Below are 25628 nucleotides of genomic sequence, written 5' to 3' on the forward strand. Positions count from 1 at the left end.
ATTTTACAGCAACCAAATTATGAAATTATTTTGTTGGAAAGCCACAAATGCCGTACAAATTTGCCAGCTGATTCCCTGCCTTTTTATGTTGCTGTTACTGAATTCGTGCGCTACTTTTGAGGCACAGTATGGCCGCAACGTTTCTAAAAACGCGGCGCTTTCAACCACGCAGGCCAAACTGGAACACACCTTTTTCCTGGTCGGTGATGCCGGCAACGCCGATAAGCCCAACGCGCAACACACTTTGTCCTTCCTAAAGAAACGGCTTGGCAATGCGCGGAAGGAAAGCACACTGCTGTTTCTCGGTGACAATATTTACCCCGCCGGGATGCCGATGCAGGGCAAGAAGGAGCGCAAACTGGCTGAAGTTAAGCTGGACAACCAAATCGAACTGGCATCGGATTACAAAGGGAAAACCATTTTTATCCCGGGTAACCACGACTGGTACAGTGAAGGCTTGCAGGGACTCAAGCGACAGGAGAAGTACGTTAATGAGAAATTAGGGCAGAAAAAATCATTCCTGCCCAAGGATGGCTGCGGGATTGACAATGTAAAGATCAGCGACGACATCACGATGATCATCATTGACTCGCAATGGTATATGGAAGACTGGGATGAGAACCCCACAATTAACGACGACTGCGATATCAAATCGCGTGATGATTTTTTTCGGGAGCTTGAGGACCAGCTCGGTAAGAACCAGAAAAAGACGGTATTGCTTGCCATCCACCATCCGCTGATCAGCAACGGGACACACGGCGGGCAGTTTTCAATGGCCAAGAGCCTTTTTCCTTTCCAGTCTGATGTGCCTTTACCAGTGGTGGGGTCGGTGATTAATTTCATCAGGAAAACGTCGGGACTTGATCCCCAGGATCTCATGAACAAGAAATACACGGCATTGGTCCAGCGTATCAAGCCGCTGATCCAGGACAAACCGAATGTGATTGTCGTGTCAGGGCATGAGCACAATTTGCAGTACATTGAAAAGGATGACATCAAGCAGATTGTCAGCGGCGCAGGCTCTAAATCAGAGGCGGCCCGCGCGATCGACGCCAATGATTTTTCGTTTGGAGGCAACGGCTATGCGGTTTTGGAGATTTTTGAAAAAGGGGAGGCATGGGTCTCTTTTTTCGGAATGAAGAAAAAAAAGGAGCAATTGCTGCACAAATACAGGGTCAGTCCGCCCGTACTGGATAAAGAAGTCAAGGTGTACCCTAAGTCGTTTCCGCCTAAATACGATGCTTCGGTCTATAATGATTCGCTGTTGCACAAATCAGGCATGCACAATTTCCTTTGGGGAAAACATTACAGGACATACTACGGGACAAAAATCCCGGCGCGCACCGCGTTGCTGGACACGTTGTACGGCGGCTTGTCCCCGGTGACTGCCGGCGGTGGGCACCAGTCGATGTCGCTGCGGCTCGAGGACCGTTCGAAAAAGCAATACACCATGCGTGGCCTGCGTAAAAATGCGGTGAAATTCATACAGACGATGGCGTTCAAAAAGCAGTTTGTCGAGCAGGATTTCAAGAACACGTATGCGGAAGACTTTCTTTTGGACTTTTACACGACTTCACATCCGTACACCCCGTTCATTGTGGGCGATCTCGCCGAGGCGGTGCAGATCAGCCATACAAACCCCAAGCTGTTCTATGTCCCGAAACAGAATGCGCTCGGGGAGTTTAACGAGAGTTTCGGAGATGAGCTGTACATGATAGAGGAGCGTCCTGATAAGGGTTTCGAAAGCCTGAAGAGTTTTGGCCGCCCTGATGCATTAGTCAGTACTGACGACATGCTGCTGAACCTGCGCAAGGATGAGAAATACCAGATTGACGAAAAAGCCTACATCCGGGCACGCCTGTTTGATATGCTGATCGGTGATTGGGACCGCCACTACGACCAATGGCGTTGGGGCGAGTACAAAGAGCAGGACAGGATAGTGTACCGGCCGATTCCGCGTGACCGCGACCAGGCATTTACCAAATACGACGGCAAGCTGCTATGGCTGGTCATGAAGATGCCCATGCTGCGCCACATGCAATCATTTAAAGACGACATCAGGAATGTCAAATGGTTCAATATGGAAGCCTACCCGCTGGATCTTGCATTGATCACGCGGGCCACCAGAGAGGACTGGCAGCAACAGGCGGACTATCTTTCGAAAAACCTCACCGATAAGGAAATTGATGCCGCCTTCAGCAAGTTGCCTAAAGAGGTTAACGATGCTACCATTACAGAAATCAGCAGCAATCTCAAATCGAGGCGCGGCCATCTGGATGAGTATGCGGCGCGTTATTTTGACGTGTTGCAGAAAACGGTGCTCGTCGTCGGTACCGATAAAAAAGACAAATTTGTCGTGACGCGCACCGGTGATGACCAAACGGAGATATCGGTTTTCCGGATCAAGGGCGATAAGGAAGAGCTGGTGCGAAGCCGTACCTATACGCGCAACGAAACGCGCGAAATCTGGATTTACGGATTAGATGACGACGATGTGTACGAGGTTGGCGGGAAAGACAACCACTGTATTAAAGTCCGTCTCTTTGGGGGGCAGAACCACGATATGTACCGCGTAAAAAGTGGAAAGAATGTCCGGATTTACGATTTTGCGTCTAAGGACAATGATTTTGAAATCGACAGGCATGCGAAAAAAATCCTGTCAGACAACTACAACCTGAACCAATACGATTACAAACGCCCCAAATACAACGCGATGGCAGGATTCCCCAATATCGGTTTTAATCCTGATGATGGCGTGAAGGTTGGGGTGTCGCTGACCTACACCGTAAACGGATTCAAACGCAATCCCTATTCCCAAAAACACAACGTCAAGGCCAATTATTACTTCGCCACCGGCGGCTACGAGTTGATTTATAAAGGGATTTTCCCGAATGTCTCCAGCGATTGGGATTTCCAGATGGACGCTCGGATTACCAGCCCCAATTTCAGCTTCAACTTTTTCGGTTACGGCAACGAAACCAAGAACAGGGAAGAGGAAGTCGACGATGATATGAATTTCAACCGTGTCAAAGCGCAGGTGATGTATGCCGCCCCTTCCCTGAACTGGAAGGGCGAACTGGGCGCTTTCTTCCTTGCACAGGCGACATTTGAGTCGATTGAAGTCGAGCGCAGTGCCACGCGGATTGTAGGTACTGGAATTGTCGACCCAAAAGTTTTCCGCACACAGAATTTCGCAGGACTCAACCTGCGTTACGGATTTGAAAATTACGACAACCTGTCAAATCCGACGCTGGGCATGAAATGCTACATTGAAGTGGGCAATACGCTAAACGTGAATGATGTGAAAAACAACGTGCCGCACCTGGAAGGCATGATCGGTTTCAGCCATAAAATCGTTACGAGCGGCAAACTGGTTTTTGCGTCACAATTGAAATCCAGACTGCTCTTCAGCAATGATTATGAATTTTACCAGATGGCGACCATAGGAGGTGATTTCGACGTGCGTGCATTCCGCAGTGAGCGGTTTTCGGGTAAAAGGTCGTTTTTCCAGAGTTCCGATGTGCGGCTGCAGCTTGGAAAGATTAAAAACAGCATTGTGCCGATGCGTTACGGCATGCTGGCAGGCTTCGATTATGGCCGCGTATGGCTGCCGGGCGAGTCCTCTGATAAGTGGCATACCGCGTATGGCGGCGGCCTGTGGCTCAGCGGCATCAACGTCATCACGGCCAAACTGAACTATTTTTACTCGACCGAAGGCGGGAGGGTTTCTTTCGGACTAGGTTTCGGCTTCTGATTATTCGTCAAGTTCGTGCTTGATGTTCTCGATTTCCTTGGATGCCAATTGGCAGATTGTATCTACATCCGGCTGCGAAAGGCTGGTGATGATGAGCTTGATGGATTGCCCGTCATCAGAGAGGATGTATTTGCTCGAGTTTCCTCTGTTCGCACGAAGGGCCAGGAGCGCACTGTTGCGCAACTCCACGATAAACTCTTTCAATCGCGGTTCGCGGTGCAGGAAATTTTCCTCATTCCGCTTAACGAGATTGTAAAGCGGCGTCAATTCTGATTTAAGGCCTTTGTTGTCGTTTGTAATAATCTCGATTTTCATAGGTATTCCAGGTTTTTTGCCAACGGTTTTATCGCTCATAAAATTACGCCCGATCCATACAGTAATTTTATAAGATTTTAAATGAACGTTATGTCATTTTGATTGACCTCGTGCGCGGGAAATTCGTAACTTCAGCTAAAAATCGATTATGAAAATCGCAACTTATAATGTCAACGGTGTAAACGGTCGGCTGGCAGTGCTGTTGTCCTGGCTCGAAGAAGCGAAGCCCGACATCGTCTGCCTGCAGGAGCTCAAGGCGCCCCAGGAAAAATTCCCCGAAGCGGCCATACATGCCGCAGGGTATACTGCCATATGGCATGGACAAAAACAATGGAACGGCGTGGCCATCCTGGCAAAGGGGATGGAAATACAGGAAATAGGGCGCGGACTCCCGGGCGATCCCGACGACCTCCAAAGCCGATATATCGAGGCCGTCATCAATGGCATCGTAGTGGTCTGCCTGTACCTACCCAATGGTAATCCGGCACCCGGCCCGAAGTTCGATTATAAACTAAAATGGCTGGACCGACTTGCCGCCCGCGCAAAATCACTATTGGAACATCATACGCCCGTAATCCTCGTCGGCGATTTTAACGTGATTCCCACCGAGCGCGACGTTTACAAGCCCGAACGCTGGACAGCCGATGCGTTGTTCAGGACTGAAGTCCGCGAGGCATTTCATCGGCTCGTCGCACAGGGCTGGACCGACGCCTTGCGCACCTTGTTCCCCGAGGAGACCATTTACACCTTCTGGGACTATTTCCGGGATGCCTATGGCCGCAACGCGGGATTGCGTATCGATCACTTCCTGCTGAGTCCCGAAATTTCGGGGAAACTGGCCTCAGGGGGTGTCGACAGGCACGTACGCGGATGGGAGAAAACCAGCGACCATGCGCCCGTCTGGATCAGGCTGGAGGATTAAAGTACAGATTTTCGGACCAAAAAAAAACAGCAATATCAATATTGATACTGCTGTTTTGTGGTTTTAAACCCCAATGTCATTTAGGATTTTAAAAGAAAATCAGGATGGCTTTGCATCTTTTTCTACCTCTGATGTTTAAAAGATTTTTGAAATTAAATTGTCAATAGTCACCTGTGAGTACAATAGGATCACGAATTGTGATCAAGATACTTAACGACCTTTCGATACAGTTTAACGAAATAGAAAACCATAACGACAATCAACAACAATTGGATTATTCCCGCGACCGAAGTCCAGATGTAAAACCATAAATCGTAAATCCGGCCGTCTTGATGATTTAAATCTCCCATGATTTCAGTTTAAAAATGTGGATAGAAACCAGTAATCTTTCTGTAACTTAAAAAAAATTGATGCGGACAACAAGCCATTTGCTTTCCCGGTCAGGGATACCCAACTCACATCGCGTAGATTAAACTTGTCGTCAATTTGCTCTCAGGCTGATTTACACAAATATAGTATTTTTTACCTTTATCAAATAGTATAAAAAAAACCGTACCGATTTATGGAATGATCTCATTAGAAGTTGTCATGGGAATTTTTGGAAGTACCCATCATACTACGCTTTAAAATAGATTCTGAGTAGCTTTGATTAAATAAAAGACAGCTGTGATCATCGGTTTTTCCGGTAGTCGCCATTACGCATTTTAACTTTTTACAAATTTCAGGACCGAGCCGCCCGTTTTTACCAAATAGGTTCCTTTGGCCAGTGCACTGATGTTGAAAGCCTGCCCGGCCTCCACGCTAAAGTCTGTTATTTTCTGCCCGAGGATGTTCCAGATTGTACCGCTCATTGCCGATTGGTTGTTGAAATGGATTTCCTCCGCTGCGGGATTGGGGTACAATGATATCTTTACACCGCCGATTTCCGGAACGCCCAGCGGCGCACTGCTCACCCTGACCAGATATGGGTAATACTGGAACGCGGTTCCCTCGTGTGAAAACCCTCCGAATACCGCATCGCCATTAGCCATACCGCTCAGGTAAATGGAGCCGTCAGCGGCAATCCTGACACTGTCGGTGCGGTCAAAGCCGCTGCCTCCCGCCGAGACCGCCATCAGGGCGTTGCCATCCGCGTCATATTTTACGAGTACGGCGTCATCATTCATGCCGTTTGAGGTCGTAATGCCATTGCCCCAGTCGATAGTACCCTGTACACCGCCTGCAAAATACACGTTGCCATCCTGGTCCAGTTCAAGGAAATTTTTCTTACCCGTAGTGACCGTGCCCGTGCCATCGGCTTCACGAACCCACTGGTAATCGCCGTCAGCATTTAGCTTGGCCAGGAAGAAGTCACCGAAACCGCCCGAAGCAGGGCCTTCCGTCGTAATCGGCCCAAAAGCGTAACTCCCGAAGAGATACGAACTGAAATACACCGCGTCAGGCGTCCTGGCCTTGATCTGCGGCAGCGGGCAGGTGATATCATCGACGTATTTGATCCACTGGAATGTTCCCGACGCATTATATTTTACCGCGTAGGTATTGTAAAAAAACGGAGATCCCGCAGCTACCCCGGCATAGGTTGCAATGCTCTCGGCACACGAACCCGCACCGTAAATATTGCCCTGGTTGTCCACGCTGATCGAGGTAACCATCCGCGCGTATTCCTGAGTAATGGTCAGTAAGACCGTTCCGGCAGGGTTGAGTTTTGAAATGTAGGAGTAGTTGTAATCATCATATCCGATGTAGATATTGTCCTGCGCATCGGTTGTGATCGTTCGGAAATCATTCACAAAACTGTCCTGGATCTCAATGGGCTGCTGCCAGATCAGGTTGCCCTCGGGGTCAAACTTGATCATCAGGTACTGTACGTCATCCGACGCCGATAAGAAAGCAACGTTAGGGAAAACAATCGAATGCCTGTACCCGGCCGCCATCAGCAGGTTGCCCGCACTATCGGTAGCCATCTCATACACCGTGACCTCGCCGGGCAGCATTTTAGAATACAGCAGATTGCCGTCCTTGTCGTATTTGTTGTAGAAGACGAAGCCCATCACGTCATTGTATGGCACAGGATTCTCTTTAAATCCGGCCATGTATACGTTGCCTTCATTGTCTGTCGTAAGTGGATAGCTGACGCCGTCGGGACTTAGGCTGAAATTGATTTCCGGGGTTTGCAGCCATTCAAAATTCTGGGATTGCGCTGTGGCCATGCACAACAGCAGTAGTAAGGTAATCTTTTTCATAAGCTTTGTTTTGGTTTTCCGGCCTGATGCCACGAATATGATGCCTCGGTCCGGAATCGGTTGCGTGTAAATTCCGCATACTTTGAAATTTGTAAAATAATTCCTGATATATTTGGACCATCAATTGTACGCCAGCCAGTATCCATGAAACCACTTAAGTTCCTCATTGCAGCCGCCTTGCTGTGCGCCTCAATCCTTACGGCACAAACCCAAACCGATACGGTGATCAACACCGGGGTGTACAAATCCTATTTCTGCTATGCGCTGAAGCAGCCGCTGTATGTCACTTACTTGCTGTATAAGGGCGGCGGCGACTGTGACCGCGGCGAGGCCCATTTCCGTTTTCTCAAATGCGGCATTAAAACGGCGTCAGATAAGGATTATGCGGGTTCCGGCTTTGACAAGGGCCACCTGGCCAATGCGGAGGATTTCGCTTACGACTGCGCGAAAGAAGCCGCCACATTCTGTTACTACAACTGCCTGCCGCAAACCGTAACGCTGAACCGTGGCATATGGAAAACATGGGAGGAAAAAATCCGGGACATTTCCCAAAAGAAAAAACTGTTCGTAATTGCCGGAGGGATTTACGGGGACAGGCGTATCGGCGACAACAGCCTCGCTGTACCGGACTACTGTTATAAGATTGTACTGGAAGCCCAGACGCAGAAAATAATCTGCTGCCTGCTTTTTCCGAACGATGAAAGCAAGACCGTACAGGCCATTACTCTTGATGAACTGAAAAAAATGCTGGGCTATCCGTTGGTGCCGTAAATGTTAAATTACAACAATTGTCAGAAATACCATAAGATATAATCATGGCCGTGGCAGTAATTTTACAATTATAAATCCAAAATAGTTTAGCCATGAAAAAATTAGCTTTAATACTCGTAAGTGCCCTTGCCATCGCATCCTGTAAGAATGCTGCAAAGGAGCAGGCCGAAGCCGAGCAGGCAAAGCAGGCTACAATTGACTCGATCCGTATGGAGGTGGCTGCCAAACAAGCCGAAGAAGCCAGGCAGAAAACCATCGACTCGATGAAGGTCGTCGCCGAAAGGCAGCGCATCCAAAGGCAGCAGGTAATCGCCTCAAACAATGCATCGACTACTACCAGTTCGACCACAACCACGACCACCCAGAAAAAAGGCTGGAGCAATACCGCTAAAGGCGCTGTTATCGGAGCCGGTGTGGGTGCCGTGACAGGTGCTGTAGTCTCCAAACGTAAAAAAGGGGAGGGCGCATTGATTGGTGGTGCTGCAGGTGCCATTTTAGGAGCCGGTGTAGGTTCCGTAGTTGATGAGAAGAAGAAAAAAGAAGCTGCAGGACAATAGCCGAAACTATCTATCTCCATATATATCCACGAAAAACCGGAACTTTCAAGTTTCGGTTTTTTTATTGCGTTGAATCCGGCCCGCTGAAACAGCCCCCGGGTTGCGTCATGATAGCGGCAGCGGCACGACAGCAATTTATTACGCATTCCATTGTTTTGCAGAAGTTTTTATTACTTTTGGGCAAATGTTAATGAAAACCAAAAACAAATACCTGCAAGATGCTTTTTAACTCCTTAGGATTTGCCATTTTCCTGCCCATCGTCTTCATCCTTTACTGGTTTGTAACCAACAAAAGTCTGAGGCTGCAAAATTTTATGCTTGTCGTGGCCAGCTATTTTTTTTACTGCTGCTGGGACTGGCGCTTCGGATTCCTGCTTGCGTTCTCTACGCTGCTCGACTTTTACTCCGGGCTTGCCATCGAACGCAGCGACACCAAGGCCCGAAAGAAGATGTGGCTGGTCCTCAGCGTCACGATCAACCTCGGATTCCTGTGTTTTTTCAAATACTACAATTTTTTCATAGAATCGTTCAGCGATTTTATCGGGAATTTCGGGCTGCACCCGCATTTCAGTACGCTGAGCATCATACTCCCGGTCGGAATCTCGTTTTACACCTTCCACGGACTCTCTTACGTCTTTGACATTTACAACGGCAAGGCAAAGCCCACGACCAACCTCGTCAACTATGCGCTGTTCGTCAGTTTTTTCCCGTTGCTTGTCGCCGGACCCATCGAACGCGCCACGCACCTGCTGCCGCAATTTTTCACAAGGCGTGAAATGACCTACCACCGTATGGTGGACGGAAGTTTCCAAATCCTGTGGGGACTGTTCAAGAAGGTCGTGATTGCCGATAACGCCGCGCAGCTGGTAGACATCATCTTTCATAAGGAAGGCGGCTCAGCCAGTGTATTTGCTCTGGGCCCGATCCTTTTTGCATTCCAGGTTTACGGCGACTTTTCGGGCTATTCCGATATTGCGCTGGGAACCGCCAAATTGTTCGGCATTGACCTGATGACGAATTTCCGCTACCCTTATTTCTCGAGGGATATCGCCGAATTCTGGAGAAGGTGGCACATCTCGCTTTCCACCTGGTTCCGGGATTACCTTTACATTCCGCTGGGCGGCAATAAGGACGGCCTCTGGATCAAGATCCGGAACACCATGATCATTTTTACCGTAAGCGGTTTCTGGCATGGCTCAAGCTGGAATTATATTTTCTGGGGTGTGCTGAACGGACTCTACGTCGTACCGCTCATCCTGCGCAACAGCCACCGTAAAAATATGGAAATCATTGCGGCACACAGCGCCTTACCGTCGTTCAGGGATGCCATGGGCGTCATTATCACGTTCTCTCTGACCTGCTTCGGGTTTATCATCTTCCGCACCGAATCGATGCACCACGCTTTTGCCTATATGGGGCACCTGCTGCACCCGTCAATTCTCTCAATCCCTAAACTGTCCAGCGGCCAGAACACGACCATGCTGATCGTATTGGTGATGGTATCGATCTTATTCATCACCGAATGGTTTTACCGCAGGAAAGAGTACGCGTTCCAGGACATTTACAAAAGCAGCCTGTGGAAGCAGTCTGCGATCATTTTTGTTTTAGTGCTGCTGATTTTCTTCTTTGGCGGAAAGCAGGCAGATTTTATTTATTTCCAATTTTAATAGCTTATGAAACCGTCATTAAAACGTTTAGCCCTATTTCTCGTAGTCGCCGGGGCCACGATATTACTGGCCATTTACCTGCAAACCCGACTGTACCGCGTGATGGACAGCAACGACCGCCGCTTCGTGACCCTTATGGGGATCCTCAACGATAAGAAACATGACAATGTGCTGTTGTTCGGCGACAGCCGCGGCGTGCTGGGCGTAGACACCAAAGTGGTAAAGGCCCGTGCCGGATTTGACGTTCCCATGTACAACCTGGCCAACTTCAGCCAGTCGCTGTATCAGTCGTCGTACTTTTACGGGATGATTGAAAAGAATACCAAAATGGTCGTACAGTGCACCTCACCCGAATTCTTCGCTACCGATGAACCGCACCGGATGCCCGAGGTCAAGGCCATCCCGATGTACCTGAGTGGCTACCGCGCCAATGAGCAGACCAAAAAGCTGATCCCCGACTACAACCGTTTCTTCGACAAGCCCGCAATCGATGGCTACTTTGAGTGCCGTGAGTACTTCAGGAACTATATTACGACCGCCATCAGGCCGTTTTTCGACAACGAACGATACAACCAGTCACTGATGATGGACAAGTATTTCCCGCACATCTATATCGACCAGAAGTCGCCCAATTACCCGGTACAACAGACGGGTTGTGCCAAATACCAACTGTCAAAGTACCCAAAGACACAAATCGCTTTCCTGAAGAAAACCAAGGCCTATTTCGACAGCAAAGGCATCGAATACGTCATCATCCTGATGCCGATAAATCCGGACGACTGTAACGACCACGCGCTCGCTTCGGCGAAAACCAAAGAAATGCTGGAACGTGAAACGGGCATCCGGGTGGTTGACCTGACCAGCCTGCTGCCGGTCAACGATTTTTATGATGCCGTGCACGCCAACCACCACGGCGCAGCAGTGTTGTCCAATACATTGGGAGACAGCTTACAAAAGCGGCGCAGCGTAAAAATGTAAACCACGGCTTTAAATATTTATCGGCTTTTCTTGCAAATACAACGGCGATGCTGTATTATTGCAATCCGATTCGGGCGATTAGCTCAGCTGGTTCAGAGCACTACCTCGACAAGGTAGGGGTCACTGGTTCGAACCCAGTATCGCCCACAAAAAAACTCCATTGAAAAATGGAGTTTTTTTTATGTCTACCGGCAGTGGTCATCATACAACTTAATCACCACTGACAGGCCTTCGGCAGCAAGGTCTTCCGTCGTGATGCGATTGAAGAGTCCCGGGCAGTCCGTGCCGAAATGCAGGTTCACTTCCTTTTCAATGGATTTGGTCCTTTTGATTTTAAACGAATGTCCTGCCCCACGCCCCAGTGTCATATAAAAGTACAACGCATAGGCCATGCCGGCTTTTTTGATGAAGAATTTTTCATTCTCCACGTCGGCATTCGCAAACCCGTTAGGTCCCGCCGCCGGGCTCCATCCGGAATAGGCGGAATACATACTGCTCCCAGCGCCCTCACGGATCACCTCAAGCCAGAACTTACGCTTCTCCACCTTGATCTCGCTGCTGTTGAACAACCGGAAGAAGGCCACGTATTCCGTAACGAATTTTACCGGCTTATCGCGGTGGATGATTTCAAAGCCCGCCACATCGTCAATACTGAGCTTTTCGGTTTTTCCGTTGGGTTCTGACCGGAAATTGATTTTCCTGTCGAGATATGACGGTACCTCCACAAAGCCTTTCCTGACACTGAGATCGTTCATGGTTACGGTGCCTTCAATAAAACGTGCCAGCGCAAGTGACGGCAGCAGCAGTACAAGCCAAATGATTTTTTTCATAAGATGTGAAATGAAAAAGCCGGACTTGTGCCCGGCCTTATGATAAAGTCTTTTATGATTATTTCCTGCTCATCAGGATCCTGAGCACATACCAGAATAACAACATTACCGAAGCGAACAGCTGCAGCGCCGCGCCTACGTATTGCTCGGTGGCATAATGGTCCTTGATCTGGCTGGTCTGGTACAGGATGCTGCCGCTGGCTACAATCACCATGCCCACAGAGAACCACAAGCCAAGCTCAAACCCGAACAACGCCCCGGCCACGATCAGTCCCAGCGCGATGAATCCGCTGATGATCAAAGCCGACCTCAGGAAAGAAAAATCCGTTTTTGTAAAGAACACTACCGCTGTCAATCCGCCGAACATAAACAACGTAATGATCGCCGCCTGCGTAATGACCGCCGTACTGCCGGTATAATACATGGCGATGATCAGCATTGGCAGGAAGATCAGGGCTTCAATGAGTACATACAGTCCGAGCCCCAGGTATTGTTGCGTACGCGTCGCGGCAAAAGCGAGTTTCGACGACAACATGGAACCCAGCCAGAACAAGCCGATGAAGAACAGCCAGATGAATTTCGTGCCCAATAAATCTCCGATAGCCTGTGGCGGTACGGTGTTAATCAGTAAGGTTTCCACCCCGATGAATGCCAGGATGGCGAGTGCCACGTGCATGTACGTCTTTTTGTAAAATTCCGCTTTCTGTACTTCGGAAGCATGCGCGACCAAAGTAGTGTTTTGGTATTCCATTTTCTGTAGTTTTAAATTCACCCGAAATGTATGGAAAAAAAATAATGGTTGTAAATTTTTATAATAAAATTTACAACCATTATCACCGGGCCGACTGCTTACAATCCGAGTACCGATTTGAGTTTTTTAGCTGCCAAAGCCTGCGCGTCCTTAGCCTGCGGCACTACCGCTGCCATCCCGAAAAACTCGTGGGTCACGCCTTCGTACAATTCATATTCCGAATCGACACCGGCCGCCTTGAGTTTCTCATGCAGCAGCTTGCCTTCTGATTGCAGCGGATCGATTTCGGCGCCGATGATCAGTGTTGGCGGGAAGCCTTTCAGGTTCGCCCTGACGAGGCTTATCCTCGGGTCTGCCGACTGCGCTTCGGACGTCAGGTAGTTTTTCACAAACCATCCCATCATCGCCTTGTTCAGCGGCTTGGCGTTCGCGTATTTGACATAGCTCTCTGCGGTCATGTCGTTGTTGGCCACCGGATATACCAATACGGCACCCAGCGGAACCTGTATCTTCTTTTCCCTCGCCATCAGGCTCACATTGGCTGCGAGGTTTCCGCCCGCGCTTTCTCCCGCTACGGCAATTTTAGCAGGGTTGCCATTGAACGTAGCCGCATTTTTAAGGATCCATTGGTAGGCATCAAACGCCACCATGTGTGCGGCAGGGAATTTTTTCTCAGGGCCTTTCGGATATTCCACAGACACGACGATGGCGCCCGTCTGCTCGCACAAGGCCTGTGCGCCCGCGCTGTACACGTTGATGTCGGCAATCACGAAACCACCGCCATGGTAGTAGGCAATGACCGGAAACGGCGCTTTCCCTTCCTTAGGGGTATAAATCCTGATGTGTGTAGTGCCCCCGCTGACCGGGATCTGCTTGCCGATGGTGTCGCACAATGGCAGCGGCATCGCCATATTGTGTTCTTCCATGACCGCCATTACCGCATCGGTAGGCGTGGGCTGTTTCCTGGCTTCCTGTGGGCTCAGTGTCTCAATTGGCTTGCCGCCCAGCGTGGCCAGCTTCTCCATTACGACGGCCATTTCCGGCTTGATGTTCGTACCCCATTCAGGGGCAGGGCCTTTCGGCTCAAGCCGGGCGTCTTTGTTTTCTGCGGTGATGCTGTCATTCACCTTTTCCTCAGGAAGGTCGGTTTTCGGATTCTTGTTGCAGGAGATTGCAGCGGCAGACAACAGGACCACCGCAACGCATCGGGTAAAAGTGTTCTTATTCATAACGTATTGTTTAAGTTTCCCCGCTAATTTCCGAAGTAACTGCCATCCATATTTTACAGGATTACCTGAAATGATATTGTAATTATCATGCCTACAGCCAAAAAAAAGCAGGTGTCGAATAAACACCTGCCCTGATGGTTTTGTTGTGGGATGCTTACATATCCCTGTCCGGAGAGGACCTTCTTTCAGCATCGCGTCCTGAATCAAGGTCGTCTTCGTGACTGAAACGTGCCTGGCGGTCTGCCTCATCCTCAGAGGATGTCCCAGAACCATATTGGGAATTTCCCATGTCGCGGCGGCTGTTTTCACTGTCCTCCCAACGTTCGTTGCCTGTGTTCTCACTGCGTGACGACTGCATCGAGCGGTCGTTGTCCTGCATGTCGCTCTGGCGCGAAGATCCGGTACGGCTTTCATTTTCGCCGGTACGTGATTGGCCCTGCGCATGTCTCTGGTTTTGGTCCTCGCGATTCCAATCGCGATTTCCGTTGTTGTTGTTCGTTTCCATTGTGTTGTTGTTTTAAAGATTACTTTTTAGTGGTCCCTTTAGCTGATTTGCTGTCGGTTTTTGTGGTTGACTTTTTAGTAGTCGATTTGGTTGTTGCGGCACCGGTTTTGGTGTCTTTTGACATTGGAGTTTTCATAATTGAAAAGTATTTGTGGTTAATAATATTCCAAAACTACAACAACGATTTAGCGTTGTTTTATAGTTTATTATCAGCGGGTTACAGGATTTCCATTTTAACATTCGCCGCTGCACCGACTTAAAATCTTGTAACCTTGCCGCCCAAAAACATAAGTTTTACGTCCCTCAAACCGCCATCTTTGTGAGGTTCATTTTAATCATTAAACAACACTATATTATGAAGACAACAACCAAGGCCCCGGCCAAAAAGACAGCTGCAACCAAAACCGCCGCCGCAAAGACGACTACAGCCAAAACATCGGCTGCGAAAACCACCGCTTCCAAAACCCCGGCCACCCCTAAAGGTACCGTAAAAGCGAAATCGACTGCCGCCGAAGGGCTGGGCGAATTGTTTGAAGACGGCTTAAAGGACATCTACTGGGCAGAAAAGGCGCTGACCAAAGCCCTGCCTAAAATGGCCAAAAATGCCACCTCTGCCGAATTGGTGACGGCATTGCAGGACCACCTGACGCAAACCGAAACTCACGTACAGCGACTCGAACAGGTATTTGCTGCGATCGGACAGAAGGCAGTCGCCAAGAAATGCGACGCGATGGACGGACTCATCAAGGAAGGGGAGGGCATCATGGAGGAAACCGAACTGGGTGTCGTGCGCGATGCCGGCATCATTGCCGCCTCGCAGAAAATCGAGCATTACGAGATTGCTACCTATGGTACGCTGGCCGCATTTGCGAAAACACTCGGACATGACGAAGCCTTACAGTTGCTGGTTGCGACCCTCGACGAGGAGAAACAGGCTGACGCATTACTGACCCAGATTGCCGAATCGCACATCAACCTCGACGCTGCCGACGAGGACATGGAATAAGAAACCAATCAAAATCAAATCTAAATCTCAACCATCAGGCCTGCCCGTTTTCGGGTAGGCTTTTTTGTGCAGGTGCATTTGGGTGTATGGCAGCGCGTGCAGGCACCGGCAGCATGCAGCGCTCAGCCTTAACCCATGGCGCGCCCCGCCTTTTTCGGCAATATACCCGGCAACGATCGCCGCGTCACGTTTTTTTATACCTTTAAGCCAACCTAATCCAAGCATTATGAAGAAGATAGTCCTCTCCCTGATCGCCGTTTTTTGCCTGTCGTTTTTGGCTTCTGCCGCCAAAGTCGACACGCTCGAAATCAAGAGTGCCGCAATGGACCGCACGCTGCGTGCCGCGGTGGCCATCCCCGAATCCTATGCCAAAAGCAAAGGCCGTTACCCGGTACTGTATCTGTTGCACGGGGCCTGGGGGCATTTCAACGACTGGCTTAAAAAGACACCAAACGCCAATGCGGTCAAGGCACTGGCCGACCAATACAACATCATTATCGTAATGCCCGAGGGCGAGGCCTTCAGCTTTTACATTGACAGCCCTACATTAAAATCCTCCCAGTTTGAAACCTTTGTGAGCAGGGAAGTCGTAGCCAAAATTGACGGCACCTACCGCACCATTGCCAACAAGAATGGCCGTGCCATCACCGGCCTGTCTATGGGCGGGCACGGCGCCATGTACCTGTCCGTACGGCATCCTGACCTCTACTGCGCCGCCGGCAGCATGAGCGGGGCGCTCGACATGGGAACCATCCGGAAGCTGGAATCTGAAGCCGAGACCAACAAGATGTTCAGGGCCGTATACGGCGATGTACCGCCTACGGATGCGGAACTGCGGTCGCACGCCGTCATCGGGATGGTCAGTAAATTCAAGGCCAATAACATGCCGATGATCATCGACATCGGCGTAGACGATTTCCTGATCGAATCCAACCGCGAATTCCACCGCCGGCTTGTCTATGAGAAAGTGCCGCACGATTACACCGAACGTCCGGGTGCCCATACCTGGCAGTACTGGCAGGATGCGCTGCCGTATCAGGTGTTGTTTTTTTCGAAAGTGTTTGAAGCGAATGGAAGCAGCGTAAAATAGTCTGCACGCAACTGTCCAATGGGTAACAGTGTTAGTGGCAGCACCACTGCGCCGTCCCCATATTGCGATGCGGGTGCTACACCCTTTTTTCGAGCTGTGCGAGCAGCGCCTGGTAATGCCCGGCCTCAATCACGTCGTCATTTGCAGTGGAATGGTCGAGCAGGTCTTCCAGCAGCATTTGGGCTTCGGTGAGCCTTCGCTTTGCTTCGGCTAGGTCGCCATGGCCTATCAGGTCAATAATCTCCTGCGTCTTTTTCCTTAAACCGATGAATCTGAGTCCGTCCATGAGGGGGGATTGTTTTGCTGTTGGTGGTATTGCTTTGCGATGGCCGCGAGCTTCTCCTTTCGTTCCGCAGCGGCTTTCGTTGCCTTGGCCTGCGCCTTGTGGAGTTTGTCGTTGTACTGGTTGATGTTCTTCAGGGTGCGGCGTGACATGGCGCAAAGATAATGATTTTCCGCGTGGTGGCGTATCAACCTGCCGCGACACCCGATTGTCACAGGCATTTGTACAGGCCATAAAAAAAAACGCCCCTACAAGAGGGGCGCTGTTTTTTTTAAAATGGAGGCTATTGCTTCACCACTTTCTTATTGATGGTGCCGTTTTCGGTGGCCACCCTGAACAGGTAGACGCCCGACTGCACCCCGGTAAGGTCAATGTCACCACTGCCGTTTACCAGTTGTTGCGTATGCATCAGCCTGCCGTTGATGTCAAACACCGTTACTGTGGCCGCAGCGTTTTTCGTATCCACGTGCACGCGGTCGTGTGTCGGGTTCGGGTACAGCGCGATGCTGCCTGTGTTGATCGGGTCAATGCCCAGCATGATCGAAAGCGTTGCAGGTACGCTGATTGCTTCACAGATCCCGTTAGTAACGATGGCCCTGAACTGTGCGCCATCCGCATCGGGAGTAATCAACAGTCCGCTGATGTTCAGTGAAGAGGAATTTGAACCGGTGATGTCACCTCCTTCAGGAAGGTTCATCCAGCTTTGTCCTTCGTCAACACTCACTTGCCATTGGTAATCCCCTGCGTTGTCCGCCATGATCGAGAATACCACGTCGCTGCCTTCCGCAACCGATGTGCTCACGGGCTGTACGGTAATGACCGGCGACGCATTCAGGTTGAGTTCCATGATGTCTGTATGGCAGCCGTTCACTGCGGTGTACACACCCGACTCGGTATAGGTTACCCCATTGGCATCCCAGGTAAAGCTGTCGCAGGCGCTGACAGACAGGTCGCTTACCGTTGCAGGTGTAATGGTCAGTTCAAGCATTTCAGTATGACAGCCCGTGACTACCTCATACATCCCGGACTCCGTGTAGGTTACCCCATTAGTGTCCCAGGTATAGCTGTCGCAGGCGGTCATCGGCGTGATGTTTGAAGTCGAAGGCGTAATGGTCAGTTCCAGCGTTTCCGTGTTGCAGCCGTTCACCAACTGATACGTACCTGATTCGGTATAAGTGACTTCCGTCTGGTTCCAGTAGTAGCTGTCGCAGGCCTCAATCACAGTCGTATTGGAGGTAATCGGCACTATAGTCAGTTCGAGTACCTCGGTATGGCAGCCGTTGACGACTTCATACACGCCTGATTCGGTATAGGTCACATTGTTCTGGTCCCAGGTATAACTGCCGCAGACATTGGCTTGCGTCAGGTGCGAGGTAGATGGCGTAATCGTCAGTTCCAGCGCCGCAGTGTGGCAACCCGTTACAATCTCATACATACCCGATTCGGTATAGGTGATGCCATTCGCATCCCAGGTATAGCTGTCGCAGGCGCTGATGGCCGTAATGTTGGTTGTGGCAGGCGTAATGGTCAGTTCCAGCACTTCCGTATGGCAGCCTGTGGTCACATTCCAGTCCCCTGACTCGGTATAGGTCAGGCCGGTTACAGGCCAGGTATAACTGTCACAGGCGCTGATTACGGTAGTATTCAGCGTCGATGGGGTGATGGTCAGTTCGAGCACTTCCGTATGGCAGCCTGTCGTCACATTCCAGTCGCCTGAATCGGTGTACGTCAGTCCGGTCACAGGCCAGGTATAACTGTCACAGGCGGTGATTACCGTGGTATTCAGCGTCGATGGCGTGATGGTCAGTTCGAGCACTTCCGTGTGGCAGCCTGTCGTCACATTCCAGTCCCCTGAATCGGTATAGGTCAGTCCGGTCACAGGCCAGGTATAACTGTCACAGGCGCTGATTACGGTAGTATTCAGCGTCGATGGGGTGATGGTCAGGTCGAGCACTTCCGTATGGCAGCCTGTGGTCACATTCCAATCCCCTGTAGTGGTGTAGGTCAGGCCGGTTACAGGCCAGGTATAACTGTCACAGGCCGTGATTACGGTAGTATTCACCGTCGAAGGCGTGATCGTGAGTTCCAGTGTTTCCGTATGGCAGTCCGTTACCGAAGTGTAGGTGCCTGATGTGGTGTAAGTCGTTCCGGTCTCTGCCCAAAAATAACTGTCGCAGGCATCGATGGTGGTGGTGTTAGACGTAAGTGGGGTGATGGTCACCGCCACAGGCACCCTGTTGCTGGAACAGCTGCCGTCAGTTTGCGAGACATAGTAGGTATCGGTTGTCAATACGGTACCGGCAGCTAGTGCGGCGCCGCCCGCAGCCTCTTCGTACCAGGCGATGTTTGATCCAGAAGCGCTCAGGTCGTTTACCGTAGCACCGTCGCAGAAGACCTGCAACGCCGGCGCAGCAGGGTCAGGAAGGGTACAGGACAGGTTTGGCCTGATCATATAGGATTTATTGAAACTGCCGCCGAAATCTTCATTATGCAACCAGCCACCGCCAGGGATTGACGGCCAATTCACGTAAGTGGCACCGGTAGTAAAGATGTTGGTGGTGAGTCCGACACGTATAACCTGCGCGAACTCCTGCGCACAGATTACCAGGGTGTCACCGGCATTGACAGTCAGTGCGGGACTGACTGCGTAGGTGACCCAGCCCGGTGCCGTACCGACTACCATTTGCTGTGAAGGTGCGGTATACACCAATTGCGGTACACCGCCAACCAGTTTAAAGATGGCACATCCCATTTCGAAGCCACTGCTGGTAGCGCCCAGCTGGTAAATATCGACTGATGCCAGCGTTGTGGCGCTGCTGTAGGTAAAGGCGTGCCCGAGGTAGCCGCCGTCGCCCGCACCAATACCGAGCCCGCCGGTTGGGGTGCTGACGTCACGTGCCATCTGCGCAATGGTATACTCTACCGTATAGCTGGACTCGCTGCCCGCCTCCGGTGTGCCGTCAATCACGGCGTCATAAGTGAAGGTATAGGTTCCGGTCGCCGTCGGGTTGAACGCCGGTACGACCGCAAGGGGCGCACTGTTACTCCCGGCGGCAAGCAGGACGGGTGCACTGCTGGCCGAAGCGACCTCAGTCATGGCACCGTCAAAGATGCGCAGGCGCACCTGTGCAGACACAGGATCGGGGTTGCCATTAGCCACCACGGCCGAGTAAACCGACTGCGAAGACTGCCCTAAAGGCACCCGGGTGTATTCTGATTTTTTGGGTTGCAACAGCGACACCGCGTTGGTGGCCCGTTGTAGCATCGTCTCAGTCACCGGCAGCGCCTTGCGTGTTGCCTTGATGTCTGATAACTTTTCCGAAGTGATGCCCTGCGCCGAAGCCGCAGCCATACACAGCAGGGAAAAGAAGAGTAGTGATTTCCTCATATGTAATTGTTTGTTGGTTACGTGTTTGCTGGCGTGCCTAACGTCCTGCACGCTGACGGCACCGGCCATGGGGTAGGGACCGGTAACGTATGAATACGTTGCGAATTTATAAAAATTTATTTACAAAAGGCAGGGGTTGTTGTAAGTAATAACTGTAAGAATCGCGGAGCTCTTCTTTCACATGCCAAACCGTGCAGCTTTGCGGTGTATTTGACTCTCGTTAGCGAATGTTATAACAACAGCGCATAGTATTTACTTAAGGAGAATTGTAGAACCCTCTAACTTTTGATGAAATGTTTTGCATTCGCGATAAAGGATGTTGCGCATTTCTGGCTCAAAGCTTATTAACGATTTTTATTGGTAAATTAGCTTAGAGTGACCATTGCTAATATAAGTCCAATTAATCCAATCGCCCAACCACTAAATGTAAATAACGGATGATTAACTACATCTATAAAAATAGCATAGTAATTTTTATTTACTATCACGAGTTTTTTATCACAAAGTCTTTGAGTTGCTTTTTTTAGAAATTCAACCTTTGTGTCGATTGATTTAATTACAACTTCAAAATTTTTATTTTCAAATTGTTTTGCTTCATCTTCGGCTCTCAAATAATTAGGATCTGTTGTATTGTTCGAATTACATTCCAGTAAAGACCTTAGTTGATCTGGACCGTTAACAAAGTGGTCGCCATACATTCCCTCAATTATTACTTGAAGATCCTTTTTTTGATTACTTGGTATTTCAAAGTAGTCCGCGGAATCTTCAAATATTTTTTCATATCTGTGCTTTATAGCTTCAAAACCAAAGTGAATATTCTTCATATTCCAATGTACCCAGATGTAATCTTGATGCCTTCTAGCGAAATTGTTAAACGCTTTTAAGATTCTAAGTTCCAAATCCCTATAAGAATCATGAATTTGATCAATTGTAATATCTGCCTTATCAGCTTCAAAATGAATGGCGAACTGTGTGTCGATTGCACCGTCCAGGGATTTAATGACAATTGAAGTTATTATGGGAGATATGTTGCCATAATCGTCATCAAAAGTTTTACTTGCAGAGTAATGAATAAACAAGACTTTTGCAGGATCTTTTACAAGCCGTTTTAAATTTCCAATTGCTATTTTACGCCTCTTATACATTCCCATTATCTACGAGGCTTTATATTAAACTTAAGCCTATGCGAACAAAGCCTAATTTGGTGGCAATTATTTGAGCAAATGTGGTTATTGGTTGTTTTTTTAAAATTTTCATCTCTAATCAAATTAACAGCGTCTCTGATTTTGTTTTCGATATCTTCTAAATCCGAATTATACAATTTCTCAGGAGTTTTTGGTTGATTTTTACCAATTACGTAAGTCATTATATAATTTGCGATTTCGCCGGTTAATTCCTTATGACCTAAAGCATACAATTTTAATTGATCTTTCGTAATAGGAGAGTCAGCATCTTCCTCATCACTTTTAAATTCTATGATGGTAGTTTCATGATAACCTTCTCCATTTATTTTCTTAATTAAATCAATCCTACCAACGACCAAGATATTTTTGTCAATTTTATATTGTATTTCCTGTTCTACAAATTGGATGTTATCAAATTCTGATTTGTTATCATTATAGTACTCTTCAACGTTTGTTCTCACTTTTGCTTTTAGCCTAGGAATCAAGATTGGAGAATTATTTAGGTAAGGGAAATGGGTTTGTCTCTCAATTAGCTCGTCCAGCTCTCTTTGCGTAAGTGTAATCCCCTTTTTAGCCTCTTTATGAATTTCCATTAAGCAATTATGAAAAGACCTGCCGACTCCCATTCTTTGGTTCAAGGGATAACAAAACCCAAAAACAGAGATCAATTTAAATCTATAAGGACATTCAAAAATATCTTTAAGACTTGTAAAATCAAGTGAGATATTCTTAATTTTCTCTTTAGGTTTCTGCTCTAATCTATCTAAATCTGAAAAATCTTGCCTCGTATCAGAAATCATTATCGGTGACATATTAATTTTTGCCGTTGCTAATTCCTGAATATATTCAGACTCTTTTTTGTAAAGCTGATTATTCAAATCTGGAGCTTGGGTTAAAAGTAAGTACTTCTGACTTCTGGTCAATGCCACATATAAAAGCCTTCTTTCGTCTTCCTTATCAGCATCGCCCTCATACCTAGATTGCTCAGCGATAGTTCCTCTATCTAAAAAATGCCATTCATTTAATCCACCTCTTCTTTTTGAAGGCAAATAATTGTGATTTAATCCGGGAATAATGACGACGGGAAACTCAAGTCCTTTAGACTGATGTACAGTCATTATTTGAACGGCATTGGGAGTCTTATATGGATTGTTTAACCAGCCCTCTGGGTAATAGTCTTTAGCCACATAGTTGATAAAGCTTAAAAAGCTAAAAAGATGAAAGGATGGACTTGTAGAATTAAAATTTATTGTTTCAAAATCATTTATTACCTGGCTAAGTTTTCCAAAGTTGAAAAATATTATTTCAGAACGTTGAGTTGTTCGGAGAATACTCTCCGGGGTAGAATTGTCAATTAATTTATCTTCTAACACCTCAGCATCATTCAGGAAGTCCCAGAAAATTGCTTGCAAGGAGAATTCCCAATTTTTATCAATCTTGTCTAATTTTGGATGTTTAGTCAGTAAGTTGTCAATTGCATAATTTATCTTGTCGATTGAAATCTCTATGCTCGACAGGTTTAACCATTTTGTAATTAATTCTTCTCTAGTAATATCATCATACAAAAAATTGAAAATCCCTAAGGCCGCCCGTATTTCATCTGTTTCAAAAAGCTGATTTACCCCTGCTGTGATGTATGGAATATTATGTCTATCTAAAGCTTCGGCGATTGATGAAGCTTTATTCCATGTGCGTAATAAAATGCAAATATCTGAAAAGGCAATACCGCGAGCATTTTCTTCATTTTCCTTAAATGGTACGCCTATTATGTTATCGATATATGTTGCTACTGCTTCATTTTCTTCCTCTACCGAACCAAACCGATTATATAATATATCCTGCCCCTTATTAAAATCTTGTCTTCCATCAGATTCCATACCTTTCTCAGGAATTCTCTTTTTATTATTTGAAATTAGTGTTTCTGCCAATTTTGTTATGCCTTCAGAACTTCTGTAATTCACAGCTAGAGGTATTGTTTTAACCTCAGATGGCAGATATTTATTTTCAAACTCAATTATATATTTGTTGTTACTGCCTCGCCACTGATAAATATTTTGGTCATCATCTCCGACTACAATTAATTTGCAATTACTGATCTGTTGTAACCTATTAATTAATTTTTCCTGTATTGGATTAACATCTTGATATTCGTCAACAATTAGGTACTTTAAATTATCCTTAATATGATTGTATAAGTTAGTGCCTTCGCTAAGGCATTCCATTGCCTTTTCCATTATCATAGAGAAGTCAAAATAGCGTTTTGACATTAAAGTTCTTTGGTATTTCTCCTTTGCAGACAGGATATTTTCTGATAAGCTTGAGCCTTCTACTTTATCAGACTCTCGAACGATATCCATAATCCTAACAAATAGCGAAGTGTCGATAAATCTTCGTAATGGAACTGCAGGGTTAGAAATTCTCGTAATGTCTTTCATTCCTACATGGTCGTAATGTTTATCTACAAATAGTTTTAATTTGATATCGTCAAGAACACTATAACTTTGGTATTGATATTCATTTTCCTGAAGCGATTTTAAACACCACCCATGGATTGTTCCTATATACATGTTAGCCATTCCTTTGTACGGCCCAACGTAATTAAGTATTCTGTTTTTTAATTCTGCTGCGGCTTTTTCAGTATACGTAAAAGCGATTATATTTTCTGGTTTGACATCGAAGTTATTTTCTGGATCAAGTAGATATGCAACTTTCCCAGAAACAGTAGTTGTTTTACCCGAGCCAGCACATGCAATAATTCTAAGATGGGTATCATTAGAAGTTATCGCATCCCATTGATTTACAGAAAAGTCTTCTCTATTTATCATGAACAAGTTTTAAAAATTAAAATTTTTTCTTTTGTCATTGTGTTGGAAAAATTATTTCTTCCAGGCATTCGTTTACTTAAAATATCTCTATGCAAATCGGTAATAATTTCCGCACCTTTGCTGTGTAAAAGTTCAGTTATAATTAAATCATTTTTAACCTCCCTATTGTTTACATATCTATTTCCTAACGTCCAAACTTGAAAAGCATTTTTGTCAAGTTTCAGCAGAATTTTATCAATAGTTTTATCCAGGTCATCTGTGAAATTAATGACTTTTTGCGCACGTAACTTTTCACTTTTATCAAGACTATCAAAGTAATTTTTTAAAGTTTTGGACTTTGCAAATAATTCTTCCTCAATCCAAATTCTAGGTTTTGAAGAACCTCCTAAACTTTCGGTATCAATTTGGGTAATTATGTCACGGTAATTAATTGATATCGTTATGTCAATTTCTTCAACAGGAATCCATTGTAATGGTAAATATGAAAATTGTCCATATGTAACAGTTGTGTGATTGTCACCATATGGCGGAGATGTTAGCAAAAGTTGATACTTTTTGTCAGTCTTTATAGAATCCAGTGAGTTACCCCAAATGACTTCCGCTTTTTTATTATAAGCACAACCAGTTAAGCGCTTATTTTTATTTAACACACTCATAAAATCGCATATATCGGCAATGCTTTTTTTACAAGTGTTGGCAAAGATTTTTATCGGTGATATGCTACGTGTATTTATATCTTCTTCAGAGCGTATATGCATCTTGAAAGTAGATGTTCGATCATTACTAGTTAACCTCACTGTCTCTGCAAGTGTGACCCAAAAAAACTTTCTAATTTTGTAGTCATTTTCGGTTAAGATAGCTCTTCTAATTCGGCTTAATTCGCACAGTACTTCAGGTTTGAACCACTTTCCAATATTTTTGAAGTTTACGTCAATAATTGTGGTCACGTCTTCCTTAATCTTTGCTTGAATTCGGACGTTCGCTTCATGTAGTTCTTTCTCGTCATAACAAGCTGTTTTGACCTGTCCAATTAACACTGAAAGTGGATTGATATCTTGCCCAAAAACATTGAATCCATATTTCATTCCTGCTACAAGTGTGTTACCTGCTCCCATAAATGGATCAATTAGTGAAGAATCTTTTGGTAGGAATGTGATTAGTGCATTAATAATAGATTCTTGCACAGATGGCACCATCATAGCCGGGTAGTTTAATAATTTTCTGATAAACTCTCTTTTGTCATGGTTTTCACCATTGAGAATTTCAGATTTTATTGCCGCTAGCGTTTGTGATATGCTGATATTTTCCATCATTTAAATTTGAAACAAAA

Annotated in this window: 20 protein-coding genes and 1 tRNA gene; 9 read left to right on the forward strand and 12 right to left on the reverse strand. The window is 47.1% G+C overall.

All coding sequences use genetic code 11. The annotated features are described in order from the left end of the window. Positions 1 to 19 precede the first annotated feature (19 nt). Positions 20 to 3754 carry a metallophosphoesterase gene (locus tag HYN48_RS09470; RefSeq protein WP_108373524.1) on the forward strand — a complete coding sequence of 1245 codons (3735 nt, stop codon included), beginning with the start codon at positions 20 to 22 and terminating at the stop codon, positions 3752 to 3754. Here HYN48_RS09470 and HYN48_RS09475 read toward each other — a convergent pair whose 3' ends face one another. Further along, entirely contained in the window at positions 3755 to 4069 is a 315-nt protein-coding gene (locus HYN48_RS09475; protein ID WP_146171757.1) for a hypothetical protein, read from the reverse strand. It lies immediately after the preceding gene. Between the two features lie 148 nt (positions 4070 to 4217). Between HYN48_RS09475 and xth the strand changes: the two genes are divergently transcribed. Continuing rightward, on the forward strand, positions 4218 to 4991 hold the full coding sequence (gene xth / locus HYN48_RS09480; RefSeq protein WP_108371034.1) for an exodeoxyribonuclease III: 774 nt from the start codon (positions 4218 to 4220) through the stop codon (positions 4989 to 4991). A gap of 704 nt (positions 4992 to 5695) precedes the next feature. On the opposite strand, the gene HYN48_RS09485 is transcribed toward xth, so the two are convergent. Then, positions 5696 to 7234 carry a T9SS type A sorting domain-containing protein gene (locus HYN48_RS09485; RefSeq protein ID WP_146171758.1) on the reverse strand — a complete coding sequence of 513 codons (1539 nt, stop codon included), beginning with the start codon at positions 7232 to 7234 and terminating at the stop codon, positions 5696 to 5698. A gap of 144 nt (positions 7235 to 7378) precedes the next feature. Between HYN48_RS09485 and HYN48_RS09490 the strand changes: the two genes are divergently transcribed. The 5 genes from HYN48_RS09490 to HYN48_RS09510 all read left to right on the forward strand — a co-directional run bounded on the left by HYN48_RS09490 (position 7379) and on the right by HYN48_RS09510 (position 11354). After that, positions 7379 to 8005: a DNA/RNA non-specific endonuclease gene (locus HYN48_RS09490; protein ID WP_108371038.1), complete on the forward strand. Its 627-nt coding sequence runs from the start codon at positions 7379 to 7381 to the stop codon at positions 8003 to 8005. 92 nt (positions 8006 to 8097) lie between these two features. Further along, entirely contained in the window at positions 8098 to 8562 is a 465-nt protein-coding gene (locus HYN48_RS09495; RefSeq protein WP_108371041.1) for a YMGG-like glycine zipper-containing protein, read from the forward strand. Positions 8563 to 8780: 218 nt separating this feature from the next. Then, positions 8781 to 10229, forward strand: a complete 1449-nt coding sequence (locus tag HYN48_RS09500; RefSeq protein ID WP_108371043.1) for an MBOAT family O-acyltransferase — start codon at positions 8781 to 8783, stop codon at positions 10227 to 10229. 6 nt (positions 10230 to 10235) lie between these two features. After that, positions 10236 to 11207, forward strand: coding sequence for an SGNH/GDSL hydrolase family protein (locus HYN48_RS09505; RefSeq protein WP_108371045.1), 972 nt, complete (start codon positions 10236 to 10238; stop codon positions 11205 to 11207). Between the two features lie 72 nt (positions 11208 to 11279). After that, positions 11280 to 11354, forward strand: a tRNA-Val gene (locus tag HYN48_RS09510). Between the two features lie 38 nt (positions 11355 to 11392). Here the strand turns inward: HYN48_RS09510 and HYN48_RS09515 are convergent. The 4 genes from HYN48_RS09515 to HYN48_RS09530 form a co-directional block, all read right to left on the reverse strand. Then, on the reverse strand, positions 11393 to 12037 hold the full coding sequence (locus HYN48_RS09515) for a hypothetical protein (protein WP_108371047.1): 645 nt from the start codon (positions 12035 to 12037) through the stop codon (positions 11393 to 11395). A gap of 58 nt (positions 12038 to 12095) precedes the next feature. Next, the gene (locus HYN48_RS09520) at positions 12096 to 12788 is read right to left on the reverse strand and encodes a Bax inhibitor-1/YccA family protein (protein WP_108371049.1); all 693 of its coding nucleotides are present in this window, start codon (positions 12786 to 12788) and stop codon (positions 12096 to 12098) included. Between the two features lie 98 nt (positions 12789 to 12886). Continuing rightward, positions 12887 to 14017, reverse strand: coding sequence for an alpha/beta hydrolase (locus HYN48_RS09525; RefSeq protein ID WP_108371051.1), 1131 nt, complete (start codon positions 14015 to 14017; stop codon positions 12887 to 12889). 154 nt (positions 14018 to 14171) lie between these two features. Then, complete coding sequence (locus HYN48_RS09530; protein WP_108371054.1) at positions 14172 to 14522, reverse strand: hypothetical protein; 351 nt, start codon at positions 14520 to 14522, stop codon at positions 14172 to 14174. A 355-nt stretch (positions 14523 to 14877) separates the two neighbouring features. On the opposite strand from HYN48_RS09530, the gene HYN48_RS09535 reads away from it, so the two are divergent. Further along, complete coding sequence (locus HYN48_RS09535; RefSeq protein WP_108371056.1) at positions 14878 to 15528, forward strand: YciE/YciF ferroxidase family protein; 651 nt, start codon at positions 14878 to 14880, stop codon at positions 15526 to 15528. 226 nt (positions 15529 to 15754) lie between these two features. After that, positions 15755 to 16618: an alpha/beta hydrolase gene (locus HYN48_RS09545; RefSeq protein WP_108371060.1), complete on the forward strand. Its 864-nt coding sequence runs from the start codon at positions 15755 to 15757 to the stop codon at positions 16616 to 16618. A 76-nt stretch (positions 16619 to 16694) separates the two neighbouring features. On the opposite strand, the gene HYN48_RS09550 is transcribed toward HYN48_RS09545, so the two are convergent. From HYN48_RS09550 to HYN48_RS09570, 6 genes are all read right to left on the reverse strand, one after another. Further along, the gene (locus HYN48_RS09550; protein WP_108371062.1) at positions 16695 to 16904 is read right to left on the reverse strand and encodes a hypothetical protein; all 210 of its coding nucleotides are present in this window, start codon (positions 16902 to 16904) and stop codon (positions 16695 to 16697) included. Next, a complete protein-coding gene (locus HYN48_RS15165) occupies positions 16877 to 17053 on the reverse strand; it encodes a hypothetical protein (RefSeq protein ID WP_181248450.1) in 177 nt (58 codons plus the stop codon). The genes HYN48_RS09550 and HYN48_RS15165 overlap by 28 nt, the downstream gene beginning before the upstream one ends. A gap of 131 nt (positions 17054 to 17184) precedes the next feature. Next, positions 17185 to 20289 (reverse strand): T9SS type A sorting domain-containing protein, encoded by a 3105-nt coding sequence (locus tag HYN48_RS09555; RefSeq protein WP_146171760.1) that lies wholly within the window; start codon positions 20287 to 20289, stop codon positions 17185 to 17187. A 365-nt stretch (positions 20290 to 20654) separates the two neighbouring features. After that, on the reverse strand, positions 20655 to 21440 hold the full coding sequence (locus HYN48_RS09560) for a hypothetical protein (RefSeq protein WP_108371066.1): 786 nt from the start codon (positions 21438 to 21440) through the stop codon (positions 20655 to 20657). Further along, a complete protein-coding gene (locus tag HYN48_RS09565) occupies positions 21440 to 24298 on the reverse strand; it encodes an ATP-dependent helicase (protein ID WP_108371068.1) in 2859 nt (952 codons plus the stop codon). The genes HYN48_RS09560 and HYN48_RS09565 overlap by 1 nt, the downstream gene beginning before the upstream one ends. Beyond that, positions 24295 to 25611, reverse strand: coding sequence for a TRM11 family methyltransferase (locus HYN48_RS09570; protein WP_108371070.1), 1317 nt, complete (start codon positions 25609 to 25611; stop codon positions 24295 to 24297). Before HYN48_RS09570 ends, HYN48_RS09565 begins: the two co-directional genes overlap by 4 nt. Positions 25612 to 25628: the final 17 nt, after the last annotated feature.

Source organism: Flavobacterium magnum (genome assembly GCF_003055625.1).
In the GTDB taxonomy this organism is placed as follows: Bacteria; Bacteroidota; Bacteroidia; order Flavobacteriales; family Flavobacteriaceae; genus Flavobacterium; species Flavobacterium magnum.